Annotated in this window: 17 protein-coding genes; 15 read left to right on the top strand and 2 right to left on the bottom strand. The window is 39.1% G+C overall.

Going from position 1 to position 15,624, the window contains the following annotated elements; all coding sequences use genetic code 11:
* Positions 1–98 precede the first annotated feature (98 nt).
* Together ACETK5_RS15200 and ACETK5_RS15195 are read left to right on the top strand one after the other, a co-directional pair.
* Entirely contained in the window at positions 99–413 is a 315-nt protein-coding gene (locus ACETK5_RS15200) for a DUF1904 family protein (protein WP_100536594.1), read from the top strand.
* A 196-nt stretch (positions 414–609) separates the two neighbouring features.
* The gene (locus ACETK5_RS15195) at positions 610–1,545 is read left to right on the top strand and encodes an aminoglycoside phosphotransferase family protein (RefSeq protein ID WP_394056578.1); all 936 of its coding nucleotides are present in this window, start codon (positions 610–612) and stop codon (positions 1,543–1,545) included.
* 94 nt (positions 1,546–1,639) lie between these two features.
* Here ACETK5_RS15195 and mraY read toward each other — a convergent pair whose 3' ends face one another.
* Both mraY and ACETK5_RS15185 read right to left on the bottom strand, forming a co-directional pair.
* Positions 1,640–2,590, bottom strand: a complete 951-nt coding sequence (gene mraY / locus ACETK5_RS15190; protein ID WP_394056576.1) for a phospho-N-acetylmuramoyl-pentapeptide-transferase — start codon at positions 2,588–2,590, stop codon at positions 1,640–1,642.
* 138 nt (positions 2,591–2,728) lie between these two features.
* Positions 2,729–3,313, bottom strand: coding sequence for a TetR/AcrR family transcriptional regulator (locus tag ACETK5_RS15185; protein WP_394056574.1), 585 nt, complete (start codon positions 3,311–3,313; stop codon positions 2,729–2,731).
* A 780-nt stretch (positions 3,314–4,093) separates the two neighbouring features.
* On the opposite strand from ACETK5_RS15185, the gene xerA reads away from it, so the two are divergent.
* The 13 genes from xerA (at position 4,094) to ACETK5_RS15120 (ending at position 15,448) form a co-directional block, all read left to right on the top strand.
* Positions 4,094–5,206: a site-specific tyrosine recombinase/integron integrase gene (gene xerA / locus ACETK5_RS15180; RefSeq protein ID WP_394056572.1), complete on the top strand. Its 1,113-nt coding sequence runs from the start codon at positions 4,094–4,096 to the stop codon at positions 5,204–5,206.
* A 211-nt stretch (positions 5,207–5,417) separates the two neighbouring features.
* Positions 5,418–5,642 carry a hypothetical protein gene (locus tag ACETK5_RS15175; protein WP_394056570.1) on the top strand — a complete coding sequence of 75 codons (225 nt, stop codon included), beginning with the start codon at positions 5,418–5,420 and terminating at the stop codon, positions 5,640–5,642.
* The gene (locus ACETK5_RS15170; RefSeq protein ID WP_394056568.1) at positions 5,626–5,895 is read left to right on the top strand and encodes a type II toxin-antitoxin system RelE family toxin; all 270 of its coding nucleotides are present in this window, start codon (positions 5,626–5,628) and stop codon (positions 5,893–5,895) included. The genes ACETK5_RS15175 and ACETK5_RS15170 overlap by 17 nt, the downstream gene beginning before the upstream one ends.
* Before the next feature lie 272 nt (positions 5,896–6,167).
* A complete protein-coding gene (locus tag ACETK5_RS15165; RefSeq protein WP_100536603.1) occupies positions 6,168–6,713 on the top strand; it encodes a hypothetical protein in 546 nt (181 codons plus the stop codon).
* 163 nt (positions 6,714–6,876) lie between these two features.
* Entirely contained in the window at positions 6,877–7,638 is a 762-nt protein-coding gene (locus ACETK5_RS15160) for a hypothetical protein (RefSeq protein WP_394056566.1), read from the top strand.
* A gap of 301 nt (positions 7,639–7,939) precedes the next feature.
* Positions 7,940–9,436: a serine hydrolase domain-containing protein gene (locus ACETK5_RS15155; protein ID WP_394056564.1), complete on the top strand. Its 1,497-nt coding sequence runs from the start codon at positions 7,940–7,942 to the stop codon at positions 9,434–9,436.
* Positions 9,437–9,725: 289 nt separating this feature from the next.
* A complete protein-coding gene (locus ACETK5_RS15150) occupies positions 9,726–10,157 on the top strand; it encodes a GNAT family N-acetyltransferase (protein WP_394056562.1) in 432 nt (143 codons plus the stop codon).
* Positions 10,158–10,432: 275 nt separating this feature from the next.
* Positions 10,433–11,068: a hypothetical protein gene (locus tag ACETK5_RS15145; protein ID WP_394056560.1), complete on the top strand. Its 636-nt coding sequence runs from the start codon at positions 10,433–10,435 to the stop codon at positions 11,066–11,068.
* 335 nt (positions 11,069–11,403) lie between these two features.
* Positions 11,404–11,808 carry a dihydrofolate reductase family protein gene (locus ACETK5_RS15140; protein WP_394056558.1) on the top strand — a complete coding sequence of 135 codons (405 nt, stop codon included), beginning with the start codon at positions 11,404–11,406 and terminating at the stop codon, positions 11,806–11,808.
* A gap of 571 nt (positions 11,809–12,379) precedes the next feature.
* Positions 12,380–13,147 (top strand): nucleotidyltransferase domain-containing protein, encoded by a 768-nt coding sequence (locus ACETK5_RS15135; protein WP_394056556.1) that lies wholly within the window; start codon positions 12,380–12,382, stop codon positions 13,145–13,147.
* A gap of 236 nt (positions 13,148–13,383) precedes the next feature.
* A complete protein-coding gene (locus ACETK5_RS15130; protein ID WP_243390632.1) occupies positions 13,384–13,638 on the top strand; it encodes a hypothetical protein in 255 nt (84 codons plus the stop codon).
* Positions 13,639–13,912: 274 nt separating this feature from the next.
* Positions 13,913–14,575, top strand: a complete 663-nt coding sequence (locus tag ACETK5_RS15125) for a lysozyme inhibitor LprI family protein (protein WP_394056554.1) — start codon at positions 13,913–13,915, stop codon at positions 14,573–14,575.
* Positions 14,576–14,797: 222 nt separating this feature from the next.
* The gene (locus ACETK5_RS15120) at positions 14,798–15,448 is read left to right on the top strand and encodes a DUF3885 domain-containing protein (protein ID WP_394056552.1); all 651 of its coding nucleotides are present in this window, start codon (positions 14,798–14,800) and stop codon (positions 15,446–15,448) included.
* Positions 15,449–15,624: the final 176 nt, after the last annotated feature.

Raw genomic sequence — 15,624 nt, 5'->3', positions numbered from 1 at the left:
GATTCCTTTCACAATAACAATATTGTATAGTAGAAGAGAGATAAAAGTCACTTGAGAACATCTATAAGACAATAATTCAACGAAATGAAGGGATCAGAGTGCCATATTTACGCTTTAAAGGATTTACCGAAGTTTTTCTTGAAGAAATCACGCCACAGGTCGTTGCCGAATTCGCGGGGATTGTTCAAATACCGCAGGAAATTGTGAAGATCGAACTGCTTCCTTATCAGATCATAACCAATACGCCGTTATCCGTGGAAATCCTCATGTTCCAGAGATCTCAGGAGATTCATGATGCTGTTGCAGCCCGCATTCACGACATCTTGTCGGAACACGGGTACCGGAACGTACATATTTTCTTCGTGATTCTTCAGCGGAGTCTTTATTATAAAGAAGGCAGGCCGTTAGAATAAAATAAGACATTGCAGGCGAGACAGGGATGCAGGAGATGCATCCTTGTTTTTTTATATGAGGTAAAACAGGCTCAATGTTTCTTAGCTGATATGAGCATCTTGTCATGAATGATGGACTTTATAACTTATCTGCACGATCGTTATGATAAAGTGAAAGGGAGCACCAAGATTTATAAGAAGGTTGATAGGAGGACCCATGGATCAATTACAAGGCATATTGAAGGAATATTACGGATTGGATCATACCGTCGTTGTACCACAGAAGGGTGGTTGGGCAGCGCTCGCTTATAAAGTGCAGATGGATGGACAGGCCTATTTCCTGAAGGTTTATGAGAAGAGCCGGGCTTCTACGCCCAAATGGACTGCGCTCATTGATGATTACGTTCCTGTCCTGTTGTGGCTTGAGGAGCATAGTCGTTTAAAGGGTAAGATTCCTGTTCCGATTCTCACACAAGACGGCTGCTATCAATGCGAGGATGACGAAGGAATTTATCTGTTGTATGAATATATCGTCGGGGATACAATCGCCGATACCGAGCTGACGAAGGATCAAGTGAGACAATTGGCAGAGATGATCGCAGAGCTCCATCGTTATGGTGAAGAGGTACCTCTGGTGACAAGTGCGATGAAAGAAAGCTTTACGGTGCCGTTTCTTGAACAGCTAAGGAGCACGTTGGACGGGGAGTTTCCGTATGACCTCGGGAAAGTGCTGCTTCATCATATCGATAGCTTGAAGAAATTAATGCTTAAAATTGAAGAGCTGTCCGAAGCGCTAAAGAATCGTGATCTGCGAATGGCATTATGCCATACCGACGTACATGGATGGAATCTGATGTCAGACGGACAACAACTGAAGCTGATTGATTGGGAGGGGCTGAAGCTGGCACCGGTCGAAGCCGATATGATGTCGTTTGTGGATGAGCCCTATTTTTCAGAATTCATGAGAATTTATGCGAATACGCAGAGTCAGTATGAGGTGAACATCGAGGCGCTGACATTTTATCAAGGGAGACGCAAATTGGAGGATGTCTGGGAGTTCATGGAGCAGCTGCTCTACGATAATCAGGCGGACGCGGATCGAAAAACGACCCTCAACCATTTGAAAAAAGAGCTGGAAGGGATTACGCCGTAAATCCAAAGCCTGGGTCTCAACATGTAAAAAAGCCAACCAGTAGAGTTCCGGACATCTACCAGGAGGCTTTTCCTTGCTTGTTTATCCCAATGTTTCACATCACATACATTGCAAGTACCCAACAGAGCAGAGCCATAAACCAGGAGACAAAACCGAAAATCATGACGATTTTGTTCTCGCTCCAGCCGTATTTGAGACTGAAGTGGAAATGGATCGGGGCCATTCGGAACAGACGCAGCTTCGTACGTTTGTAGTACCATACTTGCAGGATAACCGAGAGCTGCTCAGCCAAATAGATGATGAACAGCAGCGGAATCAGAATTTCGACCTTCTCGATCACCGCTAAGAATGATAGGGAGCCACCAATGGCGAGAGATCCCGTATCGCCCATGAAAGCCCGGGCCGGATAAATGTTGTAGATCAGCAAGCCGAGCAGACAACCGATCATAACCAGCGAGAACATTTGAACCTCCGGTTTGTCGGAGATTAAAAAGAAGAAAAAATAGGTAGGTATGGCTACATTGATTAACAGTCCGTCCAATCCGTCGGTAAAGTTAATGGCATTCGCCGAGCCCACAATGAACAGCAGCATGATGATGACGTACACACTAACCGGCAAATGGAGCTGGAACCCGTTGAAGAGTCGGATATCACTTGTCAGTGAAAAGGAATGGAACAGTACATACAGCAACGCGCCGGTAAACAGGAACTGAAATACAAGCTTCATCCGACCGGAGATTCCGGACGGGTCCTGCCACGCAGCTTTTTTGAAGTCATCCATAAACCCGATCGAGCTGAACAAGAGGAAGGTCGCGCATAAAAAAACGGTAAGCGGCGTAGGTTGAAATTGCAGTGAAATGGCAACGCCAATCATCAATATAAGACCTGCCATTAACGGCGTCCCGCGTTTGGCCTGATGATCAGGAGGCAGCTCGGTCCGGATCGGCTGCGTAAGCTTTAACGTACGCAATCCCCAGATAAGCAGCGGCGTGAACAGTATCACCAGCAAGAACGATAATCCGGATACACCCAGAATTCCATTCATCTCATACACATCTCTTTCTATCGATTTCGTGTTAGTACATTGTATTTCGATGAAATGGACAAATATTCCTTCTGATATGAAGTTAACAAAAAGAGTAATCCTTTTCTTGACTACTATGTCCTACTCTTTCTTCATGTTCTAGAATTGATAGGGGCCGTTAATGGACAATCGCAATGCCATGGCCGTCATTTCCTGTGGAGTGTAGGGATACCCCTTTAACATCCACCACAAGATGGTCTCGTGAAACGCTCCCGTCATAAAGTTGATCACCACTTCCGACGGAACACTGATCTCGGCGCGTGTCTCGATGGCAGCTTCAAGCCCGACCTTTACAAAATGGTATAGCGTGGCTTTGAAATAACGCGTAAATGGCGTGTCCGGATGGATTAAGATGAAGGCTTCGTAAAACTGCCGATTCTCCAGCACATGGTTGAATAACGCGACCATATTGGAGGGCAGTTCATCATAATCAACCTCTTGAAGGGATATTTTTTTCTCGATCACGATGCGGCGTTCCAAATCTTCCATTGTCTCCTTGGACATGACCTCCATTAACTCGGCAACACTGCTAAAATGCTTGTAAAAGGTAGGGCGTGTCACTTGTGCCTCGGTACATAGATCCGTAATGGATATGGGATCGGTTCGGGAAGCCATCATGTGTAGGAGAGCGTTTTTTATTTTTTGCAGGGTTCTGATTTCTCTCGGATCTAACTCCGGTTTCATGACGATAGTTCCACTCCTTCGCAGTTCCACAATAAGTATCTCTCTAATATACAAAACATCATTATGTACTGAATCCGGGCAGTAGCTGCAACTGTTGTTGCTGGATTCATAACGATTTAATTAACCTTATTTTTCAGTCTTTTGAGTAGTTTACGGCTCAGCCGGTACATTGACCCTGTATAGATTGAAGTAGTGCATACTCCACTATACAGCCTGTTTACATAACGCTGCTACAAGTCTAATAGTTTGCTTTCTTGGGACATTAGTCACCGATATTATATTTAATTCCACGAGTATTTACATCCAAGTATAATCTAAGAATCGCCACCAAACTCAGATGGTTATATATCTTAAGAGTCAAATGTTCCAGCTTATTGGATAGAAGTAAGGCGCGTTGACGGTACTGGTGCATTCGTAGCAAAAGATAATGTGAGTTACTCGGAAGAGGCGTGAAACATCAAGACCGATTCGCTACGCTACTCGTCATCATGTTACACACGAAGTGCAGTACGAAGATTTCGCTTGCACTACATTTTCGTGCTTGAAGTAAGGTGAGAAATGAAGTAGCCATGGCTGCCTTGATTATGGTTTAATCTATTTAATGGCTATAAGAATTTTAAACCCTAAGCGTAATATTACTGAATTGAATGCGGCTAGATTATAAAGGGTGATGGATAGCACCGAAAGTATCGGGAGCTTACAACGTCGATTGCGGCGATTGTGAGCTCTTTTTGCTTTCCAATAATTAGGTTGCTGCTATAATGAGAGGGTGGGAACGACGTGGGTATATGGGTGTCTCGAAATGATGAAGGTTCCTTATATGTTCGTTTTAAGTATGATGAACAAATGGTGATGAAGATTCGAGAAATTTCAGGAAGGAAATGGGTCCGTGATAAAAAGGTCTGGATGATTCCATTTACGCCCGAATCCATTCAACAGTTGTATACACTTTTTGAAGGAACGGAGATTCATGTTGATAGCATGTTGATGAAAGAGTGCAGCTTGTTTAACAATGAAGTTCACATACAGGATCACATTCCAATCTATTCATGGGATGAGTCGATAAAAAGGTCTTTCGTTCATGCACTGCAGCTTCGAGGTTATAGTAAAAAAACGATAAAAGCTTATTGTAGTCAAGTCCATCGATTTCATGCTTTTGTACAGCAGCAAAATAATGGGATGGACCACGAGAAAATGATTCAGAGTTATTCCTTACACTTACTCCATAGGAAATGTTCCCATTCCTATGTTAATCAAGCGCTCAGCGCGATCAAATTCTATGCTCAAAAAGTATTATTGCTTGAGGAAACAGTCTCTTATGTTCGCCCTAAGAAAGAAAAGAAGTTGCCGAATGTGTTATCGATGAACGAAGTGATGTTGATCTTAAAAGCACTCCAAAATTTGAAACATCGTGCGATCCTATACCTTACCTATTCTTCAGGATTACGGGTAGGGGAAGTGGTCCGGTTGAAAATTCAAGACATTGATTTCGAGCGAAAAACACTTCGAGTTTCTCAAGGCAAAGGTCGAAAGGATCGTCTTACGCTATTCTCCGATACAGCTATGGATATGGTTCGACCGTATTTACAACAAGAAAAGCCTGAGAAGTGGATGTTCCCAGGTCAACACCCAGAGCGCCATATGACTGAACGAACGGTTCAAAAAGTGTTCGAACAAGCACGTGCTGCTTCTGGAATCCAGAAAAAGGTTAGTATTCACGCTTTGCGCCATTCATTCGCTACACATCTATTGGAAGGTGGAATTGACATTCGCTTCATTCAAGAGTTGCTCGGTCATCAAAGTGTGCGCACCACCGAAAGGTACACACATGTGAGTGTGAAGGACATAAGAAGGATTAAAAGTCCGTTAGATCAATTGGAAGAGGAGTCGTAAACTTGGTTGTTGAAGGTGTGTTCACGAAGTTCGTAAACACCTCAAGAGATGATGTTTTTGAGAAGTTCGTGAAAAAGACGTTATAAGAAATTGGCGTAAAAGCGGATTTGTGAAGGCTAATACTTCGATGTAGTATAAAAAAAGCAATGTCTGGAGCATCCTTATATATTGGCGTATAATAAGAATGATTAAATAAAAGGGGGTACAGTTGATGAGTGTCCCGAATGATGAACTGGAAAACATATTAGAAAACTTAAATGATAAGAATAAGATTGTCGCAAAGAGCTTTTTATCATGGTTACTTGAGAAACAGCTTGATGAGGAAGATGACTGTTTGACTCCAGAAGATATTCAGGCGATAGAACAGGGACGCCTAGAGTTTCAAAATGGTCAGACTAAATCCTTGGAGGACCTAAAACGTGAACTTGAAATATAAAGCCACATTTTCAAGTGAAGCAGAAAAGAGCCTAGGGAAAATAGACCGAACCATCGCAAGAAGAATCTTTGTAGCCCTTGAGCAATTATGTAATGACCCATTTAACAACCCGAATACGAAGAAAATGAAGGGTAAAGAAGGCAACATCTATAGATTACGGGTGGGGAATTACCGAATAATCTATGAGGTTCTTAATAATGAATTAATCGTTTTTGTAGTTCGTATAGGACCTAGAGGAGACATATATAAATAACATCAGAGCCCTAGCAATAAAGTTAGGGCTATTTTTGTTTGAAAATGGTTATGTAAGATGTTCAAGAAGACGCCAACATCTTATAACAATACATTTCTGCTTCGTCGCTGACGCTCCTTGGTCGCCAAAAGTATGCCAGAGAAGTAGGATCGGGCGACACATCCAATCGGCTAAGTCTAACGACCCGGCACTTTGTGCCTTAAGCCGCTTGGACGTCAGAAATGCGGGAACGTTATCTGTAATAGCCTAAATACGAAGGTAGGAGATATAGAATGGATAAAAACGCTCAACTAAGAGATGTGAAGCAGAAAGTAGATAAAGCGATTACAAAACTTTTTGAACGTGATCTATATTTATTAATTAATGATTTAAATGAAAGAACAATCGCTCATAAATATGCTACATATCTTCAAGAACAATTCAGTGAATATGATGTTGATTGTGAATATAACAAAAACGCTGATGAAGAGAAAAAGAAGAAGATGATTTACATCGTAGAAAAAGAGTATTGGAAAATCAAAAGACTTAAAAGAACATTCTCTGCCGACATTATCCAAGACAATATAGAGTATATGGCACTATCAATTTTCCCAGATATTATAGTTCATAAAAGAGGAGAAAATTTAAGAAATCATTTGATTGTAGAAATAAAGAAATCGACAAATAACAATCTTCAAGAAAAAAATTTTGACCTGACAAAACTTAATTGTTATACGGATAAATCAAGGCATAATAGGCTTGCATATGAATTCGGAGTATTTATTGAATTTGAAACAGGAGTTCAAGATCCAGCAAAGCCTAAAACAACTTGGTTTTGAAGCCTATGAGTGATTATTCTAAGAAGCGGCTACAACAGATAACATAATATTCACGCTGCGGACATACGTCCTTGGTCCGGCATTCGCCGGACACCCAGCATATGCTGGGTCGTGAATACAGAAACGTTATGTGAAATCATCAACAAATATAAAGAGGTGCGAGATGACTAGCTTTATCTGGGAAAGAGATCCTCAAGAAGCATATCAAAATCCTTATGAGTATGAGGCTCAAGATCAGTTTTACAGAGAGGCGAGTAAATTACTGCAATTCTTATTTGATCATATGATGCAAAGATCAGGTACGTATACACGTGATGATCGGAGCGCCGAAAAAGCTATCTGGATGCTTTTTCTTGATTCCTTAGAATCTTTGAAGGACTGTTTAGAACTATTAAAGGATAAGAAACATAGAATTGCAGGTAGGTTGCTTCGAGATGCTGCAGAGACTATGGATACTGCTTCTTATTTTTGTTCTAATGATACAAAAAGGAATAAGTACTTAAATGATTGGTATAACGATAAGGTCGTACCTAATAGTGTTTATAGAGATTTTATAAAACAAAGTGATGAAGTAGAGTGGGAAAAACTAAAAAACTATTATAAACAATTGTCTAAGATAAATCATAGAACTTATAGATCTTTAGCGTATTCTTATGCTCTCGGAAGTAAAGAACGACTAGTTTATGAGGGCGCATACAGTAATTCATTTATGATTCTCCCGCATGCAATAGCAATGTACTATGCTCTGATTGGTAATCTTATTCGTCATTTTGTAACTAAAATAATTGATAGTAAGATTATTTCCTCTGCAGAAGTAAAAATGTTTTGGGATGAAGCATTAGAAAAAGAAGATGTAGAAAGAAGATTTATTTCTCCTAAAGAAGTACTTAAAAGATATCTCGAAGAAGCTGATGACATCACATAACAACATATCTACGCTGCGGGCTGTTCGGCCCTTGGTTCGCTAGAAGCGGTAAGCGAGAAGTGAATTCAACTCAAAACCCTGCGAGGCTAAGTCCGTTGGACCCGGTCACTGACGCTCCCTTAAGCCTCTCGGGTTCGTAGATACAGGAACGTTATCGGAAATCAGCGCAAAGAATTAAATGGTTTTAAGAACTATTTTTTTCTAAGCCATAACGGCACAAAGTAGGTATTTGTGGATGGTGTTTAATTATATAGTTTGGTCCATTATTTTTTTTAGAAGACTTACAATTGGGAGAACCACAATGAAGAAAATACTAAGTAAAACAGGCACATCAACAATGTGTGTCATCCTACTTATCACAATCATTACTACTATAGCGTGCTGGGATGAACTTGGGAGTTTGGTAAGGACAGGAAATTATGATAATACGGATAATATGGTGGAAATCATAATGGCCAAATCAGCGACTCCAGGGGTGGCTACGGTAGTATCAGAGCAGGGCAAGACAGAATATAAGAAATACGGATATGCAGATGCTAAAAATAAGAAGAGGGTAACTGAAGAATCATTGTTTGAATTGGGATCGACTACAAAGGCATTTACGGCTTTGGCCATTATTTTATTAGAAAATGAGGGCTACTTATCTCTTTCAGATTCTGTTACAGATTATATTCCATCGTTTGAGCCAACCATTAAGGGTGAGAAAGTTAATATTACGATTCATCAGTTGTTAGCTCATACAAGTGGAATTCCACCTTGGAGTATTCGGTTAATTCCTGAAGGTACCACGGAGGATATGCTTGAAAAAACGATACATAATGTGTCAGACATTGCATTAGATACGTATCCTGGGACAGCATATAATTATGCAACAGTTAATTATGATATTTTAGCGATGATTATTGAAAAAGTTACAGGCAAACGTTATCAGGATTACATGACTGAAAACATACTGGTTCCTTTAGGAATGACTGACAGTTATTTTTCAACAGGTCAGGAAAAGGAATCTGATAAACTTACCAAAGGATATCGTGTATTTTTTGGAAGGAGCTTAGAATATGATGCCCCTAGATATTATGGGAATATCGCTGCAGGATATTTGGTAACGAATTCAAAAGATTTAGAACACTGGATTAATGCACAAATGGGGATAGGCGATATACCAGATAATTTATTGAAAGCGATACAACAATCTCATCAAGTCGACATCAAAATGGCGGGATACGAAGGTGAAAATCAATACTATTCATTCGGATGGAGTATTGATACGAAAAATAGAGTTGTTAGTCATAATGGATCAAATCCTAATTACTCCTCACAGGTTCTTATTGATTTAGAAAAGCAGCAAGCCATTTTTGTTCTGGCTAATTTGAATTCAACTGTACCATCGCTAATTGCTAATAATATTTATGAGAATATGAATGAAAATCATATGAATAAATTTAATTATGATGACGTGTATCTATTAATTGATTTAGTATTTTCATTCTTAGTAATAATAGCCGTGGTTATCTTATGTGTCCAAGCAAATAAACTGGTTAGAGGAATACAACTAAATATTAAAGATGAAAAGACAAGGTTCAGAAAAATGACAGGAAGTAGTATCGCACTAATCTTAAGTATTATGCTTTTGGTATTGGTAATGATCTGGCCTTATATATTAGATTATAATTATTTAATGATAAGGGTGTGGATGTCGTATTCAATATTTATTTGGATGGGGGTTACTTCTATCAATTGTATTTTAACGATAATAATTAATATTAAAAAAATCGGAATTATTAGAAGCAGTTTATAAAAAAATAGAGGTAAAATGTGAAAATCATATTTTTTGTCTGATCTTGATTTCTCAGATCTTTAAAGAAGATTAGGGGTATTTCGAAGAAGGCGCTGACATCCGATAACAAAGCATTCCTACAGCGGGCATTCGCCCTTGATCGCTAAGAAGGATTCCCAAGGAGTTTATTCAAGCGATACATTCAACCAGCTAAGTCTGACGACACGTTTCCTACGGTCACTTAAGCTGTTTGAACGTCAGGAATGCCAAACGTTATGTGAAATCAGCCTAAATACAGAGGAGAATGTGAATGATAATTCGTGAAGCTGAAACAAATGACACCGAAGCTATTGAACGACTATATAAAGAGCTGCTTCCAAACAACACAAAAATAAAAGTGTTGGAAGATAGAATAGAAGAAATTAAACAAAATCCTAATAGTTTCTTGTTCATTTGCGAAGTAGACCAAGAGATCGTTGCAACTGCACATCTGCATCTATGTTTAGATTCGTTGATAGAGTCACAACCTTTTGGGGTTGTAGAACGTGTAATTGTATCTGGAAACAGACAAGGTCAAGGTTATGGATCGCTCATTATGAAGCATATTGAAGATCTGTGTATTTCAAGGGATTGTGTTAAGGTCTTTTTAACCAGCGGAGCTTCGAGGAAGCAAGCACACGAGTTCTATACAAAGTTAGGTTATGACGGTGATTCGAGTAAAGCCTTTAAGAAGTACTTATAAGTTTTGAAAGTTTTTCGAAGATGAGGCAGACATCACATAACACCATATTCCCGCAGTGGGGTGTTCGCCCCTTGGTCCGCCAAGAGCGAAGGGATTTCACTACGGAGCGAATTCAGAGGTACAGGGAAGCGTTGGCGGACAACCCTGCGAACCTAACCGCGCGGCGGCCGGCCCTTCGGGCCTTAAGGTTCTCGGGTTCGGGAATACATAAACGTTAGATGAAAGATACGCTAGACTGAAAATTTCTATATTCATATCACAGAAAGGCACCTACTATGATTACTCAAACTAGAAAAGAATCTCAACAAAATTTAAGAAAAAAACGAAGTGATATTGTATTTAGTAGAAATGTAAGATTTATATTTCGTCATGTTTGGAAGCTGTCAAAGTTTATTCTTCTGTCTGTTGTGTTGAGTTTTATTGTTAGTGTTGTAGCTTTTGATTACGTATCCACTGAATATGATACTTTGCAAGTAAAGTCAGAAGACTTAGAAAACAGTATTACTGCAACAGTTAAAGCTGTTAAAGGTGAGGGCGGAGAACAAATTCCATTTGGGTTATCTTTTTTTGATTCAAATATTGTGACATTAGGTAAATCTAAAACTGAGTTTGTCGATGTTAAGTTTAGAATTGAGCAAGACAGATTTCCAAGGGAAATCCTTCAAGCAGAACTAGATGGTGAAACATTCGAAAATATTGAAAAAATAAACTTTTTAATGCAAGTAAAACGAGAAAGTCCAACAACAAAGCACCTATCACTTTACATAAAAAGTACTCATGAACGTGTAGGTTATGCAGAGTTAGTGATTAATAAGAATTTTATTAGAAGTGTTCAAGCTAGAATTGAAGTTGAAGCAAAGTCAAAGTTTGCAAGATTCATACATAAAATAACAAATATAATAACGGAATAAAACAATATAAATCTTAGATAATTCGAAGAGGGCGTATCCATCATCTAACAGCATATTCGCGCGTCAGGCCATTCGGCCCTCGGTCCGGACAGAAGTTATTGGCAGGGAAGTAGGTGCAGCCAGGACACATTCCGACTACGTCGGACGTCGTGAACATACGAAACGTTAGACGAAATTCCTGAAGAGCTGATGCAATATATTTAAATAAAATTAATTGCTACTCATTCATACGCTTTGAAGGAGTCATTTATCAAATACAGAATTTGAAAATGAAGAATCGAATCATTAAGCTCTGACAGACGGATAGTATTGAAAGAAACTAAAGGAGAATGAAAATGAGAAAAGTAGTTGTATCTGAGTTTGTCTCGCTGGATGGCGTCATGGATAATCCGCAGTGGACGATCCAATTTCGTAGTGAGGAAACAAAGCAATTCAAGTTCAATGAACTGAAAGCAAGCGACGCTCTTCTGCTTGGACGTGAAACATATGTTGAATTTGCAGCGACTTGGCCTAATATGATTGAGCAAGAAGGGGAATATGGCCGGATGATGAACGGTTACCCCAAGCACGTGATTTCAACAACCCTGGAAAAAGTGGAATGGAACAATTCATCGCTGATCAAGGGCAATATCACGGAGGAAATATCCAAGCTGAAGCAGCAGCCTGGTAAGGATATCTTGGTATTTGGCAGTTGTGCGCTCGTTCAAACACTGATCAAGTTTGACCTCATCGACGAATAACGGCTCATGGTTTTCCCAGTTGTGCTTGGAAACGGAAAGCGTCTCTTTGGTGAAGGGATCGACAAGAAAGTGTTGAAACTGGCGGAAACAAAGACATTCGGTTCAGGCGTAGTTGTTCTGACTTATCTTCCGGATAGATAAGATTGATCAGGAAATCAACTACGAGGTTGCGGGAAAACTGTCTTTCGGCAACATTATGTGGTGCTGACGGTCTGAAGATTAATTCCAGTTACTTACTTGAACTGTATAGATATTCATATAAATAGGCGTCAGGAAAGTTCGCCTGATGGTCCTTTTGAGTTGGAGGATATCCGAAGTATTGTATTGTCATTCAAGAAGTCAGGTCTTCGTCTAACATCATATTAACGCTTCGGGCCATACGGCCCTCGGTCCGGCAGGAGTTAGAAGTGGATTCGGGGAAGGATTTTCAGTAGCGGGGAAGAAGATTCAGCCGGACACATCTACACCGACTAAGCATCGCGACCGGCTCCTGACGGAGCCTTAAGTCGGTGGGACGTCGTGAATACAATATCGTTAGCCGAAAGAAGTTCTTAGTTTAGGAGGAGTCTATATGATATTAAAAAAAGTTATAAATAGAATTGTAATACAAAGTGAATATAAGGATTTTGTTGATAAGTATATAGATAATATACTTACCGAATTTAAAGGTAAGATTCATAGCATTTATATGTGTGGCTCGATTCCAAAAGGAACTGCTAAACCATTTAAGTCAGATGCAGACTTTACTATTGTATGTGTAAATCCCAAAGATATTGATTACGAAAGATTATCAAATATTAAAGACAGGCTTTTGGAAGAGTATCCAGTAGTAACTAAGATTGATACGATAATTTGCTCGATTGACGATGTATTAAGTAAACCGAATGAGTGGGGTTTTTGGGTTAAGATAATTTGTGTTTGTATATATGGTCATGACGTTGGTGAAAAAGTACCACCGATAATTATTTCTCCAGAGTTCATTTTAGACTTAAATACAGAGACGAAGGAGGAAGTAGATCGTATACATAGTTTACTTACTAATGCTAGTGATAACACAATGAAAATTAGATATATTAAAGGTTACTCTAAGAGATTAATTCGTGCATTATACTCTTTGGTTTTAGAAGATACGGGCGTATGGCAAGATGACATTATTAAGATGAAGAATGCCATATTAAACTATTGTGAGATTGACTCCGCTTTAGTTGATTATCTGTATGCTTGTTACTTGGATAGTAATGTAATTGTTGAAGAGTTTTTGGGAATTGCAGATGAAGTATATAGCTATTTTGAGAACGCGTTAACTGCAATGGCTGCTTCCAGAACTTCCTTCGACTAACACCATATTGACGCTTCTGGTCACTCTGAGAAGCGAGTGACCACATCCAGCCCCCTAAGCCCGTCGGGACGTCACTGCATTAGGTGTTCGGCAAGCCTCACAACTATAAGCAGCGACTCTAAGGGGCCAGGACGTCGTCAATACAAAACGTTATATGAAAGATTGGCAAATAAATAATCAAATCAAAGAAAGACGGTAATTCTATGGCATTCTGTATCGAATTCAAATTACTTAAAATGAATGATACAAAAGCAATATATGTATATGGGGATTGTTCGGAAAATTTTGAGGGGATATTTGAACTAGATTTAGAAAAATTAATATCTGGCGAGATTCCAGGTGATACAAACATGAGCCAAGTAGTGAAAGTAATTAAACCATGCTTAAGTGATGGAGATTATCAGCATAAAGCAAACAGGGCATTTAGTAAGATCTACAAACACTATAAAGAGACAAGAACTTATTTATTAGATGGTGGCTATTATTCGTAGATTAAACCGACTAACAAAACGTATAAAAACATTAATTGTTGAAGTAAATCAAGAAGGCCGATCAATCATATAACAATGTGTTCTCGCATCGGCAGACGAGCTGCCTCGGTCCCGGATGATAAGTCGGAGAAGTCGTTGCCGGGACACATCTGCAACGACTAACCGCATCGCGGCCGCTCCCGATGATCGCTTAAGTCGGTGGGACGTAGTGGATACAGTAACGTTATGCGCCATTACCGGTAAATATTAAAGATAATATTTAAGGAGATAATTTATGAAAGGTAAGATACTCTTATTATTTTTTATTACGATAGTGTTTTCATCTTGTCAAACTATTAGTCAATCGACTACCTTGAACAGCGAAACTAAATCAATAATGAATTCTGAACTGCCTCCTGATGTAGTGAGTACAGGTAATGGAACAGAACCGAAAGAAATAACTGAAGGTCGATCAGATCCTTCTAACAATGAAGTGTTATCCATGAGCATTGGGAACTATGATTTGACTGGAGAATTTTATGATGAAATGCTTCGAAATCCTATAGATCATGATTATGAAGTGGAATTTAATGAATTTCAAAATTCCAAAGAGTTTTCAACATTTGGATGGGGGGCGTTGGAAAGCAAATATACAGAGATTTGGGATAAAGAGTTGAACCAAATATATAAAAAGCTTCTTTCGAAGTTGGATAGAGAACCAAGAGAAGCACTAATTGAATCGCAGAAAGAATGGTTACAGTATCACTTAAGGGAAACAAAATTTGTAGAGAAGACATTTATTAATAATGGTTACCTTGGATCACAAGGATCGGTAAGCCTAGCCACGGTTATAATGGAGAGAATAAGGGAAAGAACAATGCAATTATTTGAATATCGATATTTGCTAGATGGTGAAGTTGAGTTTTTATACCAAAGCAAATTAGAGTTGGAATCTTGATCAAAGGTATTCAGGTGATGCTTCGAAGACAGTAGCGGCGCAATAACAATGTATTCAAGGTGCGGGGCTACCACCCCTTGGTTGTCAGATGTATAATCATGGAAGAACACTCAGACAACAAACGACCCAGCCTAAGATAAGAGCTATCTAAGGCTGGGTCGTTTCGTGAATACAAGAACGTTATATGCAATGGCTGGAAACCCGAATTAAAGGAGAAATCAAATGACATTTGATAAATTTATTAATGATTATTTTCCTAATCTGATTGTGAGACCGCCGCTACTTTATAATTGGAATACTGGTATTCGATTTGAACTCGGTGATCCACATTTATATGATTTGGATGTAAGTCATTACATGGAACAGGTCTATAGTAGAACAACAGAATTATTTAGAGCACTGTTCATGAAAGATGATGATATTTTTATTGTTACCAATGCCATTTTCGCTTATAGATATAAATATCAGGTTAAGAAGTTGAAACTTTATAGTAGATACATTAGAAACAAACAGGTATTAAAGAATTTAAAACTGACTATAATTCCTGATATTTATGCTGAAGATGATGAAGAGCCTAACGAAGAAAATAATACGTACCGATATATTATAAATTGTAAAGTAAGCGATGTAGACAACTTAAGTTTACTCAAAGCTATCTGCAATCAAGATGTAGGAATAAAACCTTCAATACATCATGATGTTTTTTTCATCAATATTAACAAAGGTTTGATTTTTCATATTTATGATGATCGTGGATGTGATGTGATTTCAAGCTCAATTTTACAGTTAAAGGATATATACATTAAGTTCAATGAATGGATCCTAGACTATGATAGAGAAGAAATAAAGAAGATATTTGAAGGAAAACTCTAGAAGCCAGCCACAGCATATAACACAATGTTCACGCTTCGGGCCGTTCGGCCCTCGGTCCGGCAGAAGTTAGATGTGATTCGAAGAGGTATTTCAGTAACGGGGAAGCATACTCAACCGGACACTTCCGCACCGACTAAGCGCATCGCGCCCGCCCTTGTGGCTTAAGGTGGTGGGAC

The organism is Paenibacillus ilasis (assembly GCF_043195395.1).
GTDB lineage: Bacteria > Bacillota > Bacilli > Paenibacillales > Paenibacillaceae > Paenibacillus_AQ > Paenibacillus_AQ lautus.
This window is presented reverse-complemented; position numbering and strand designations above follow the sequence as displayed.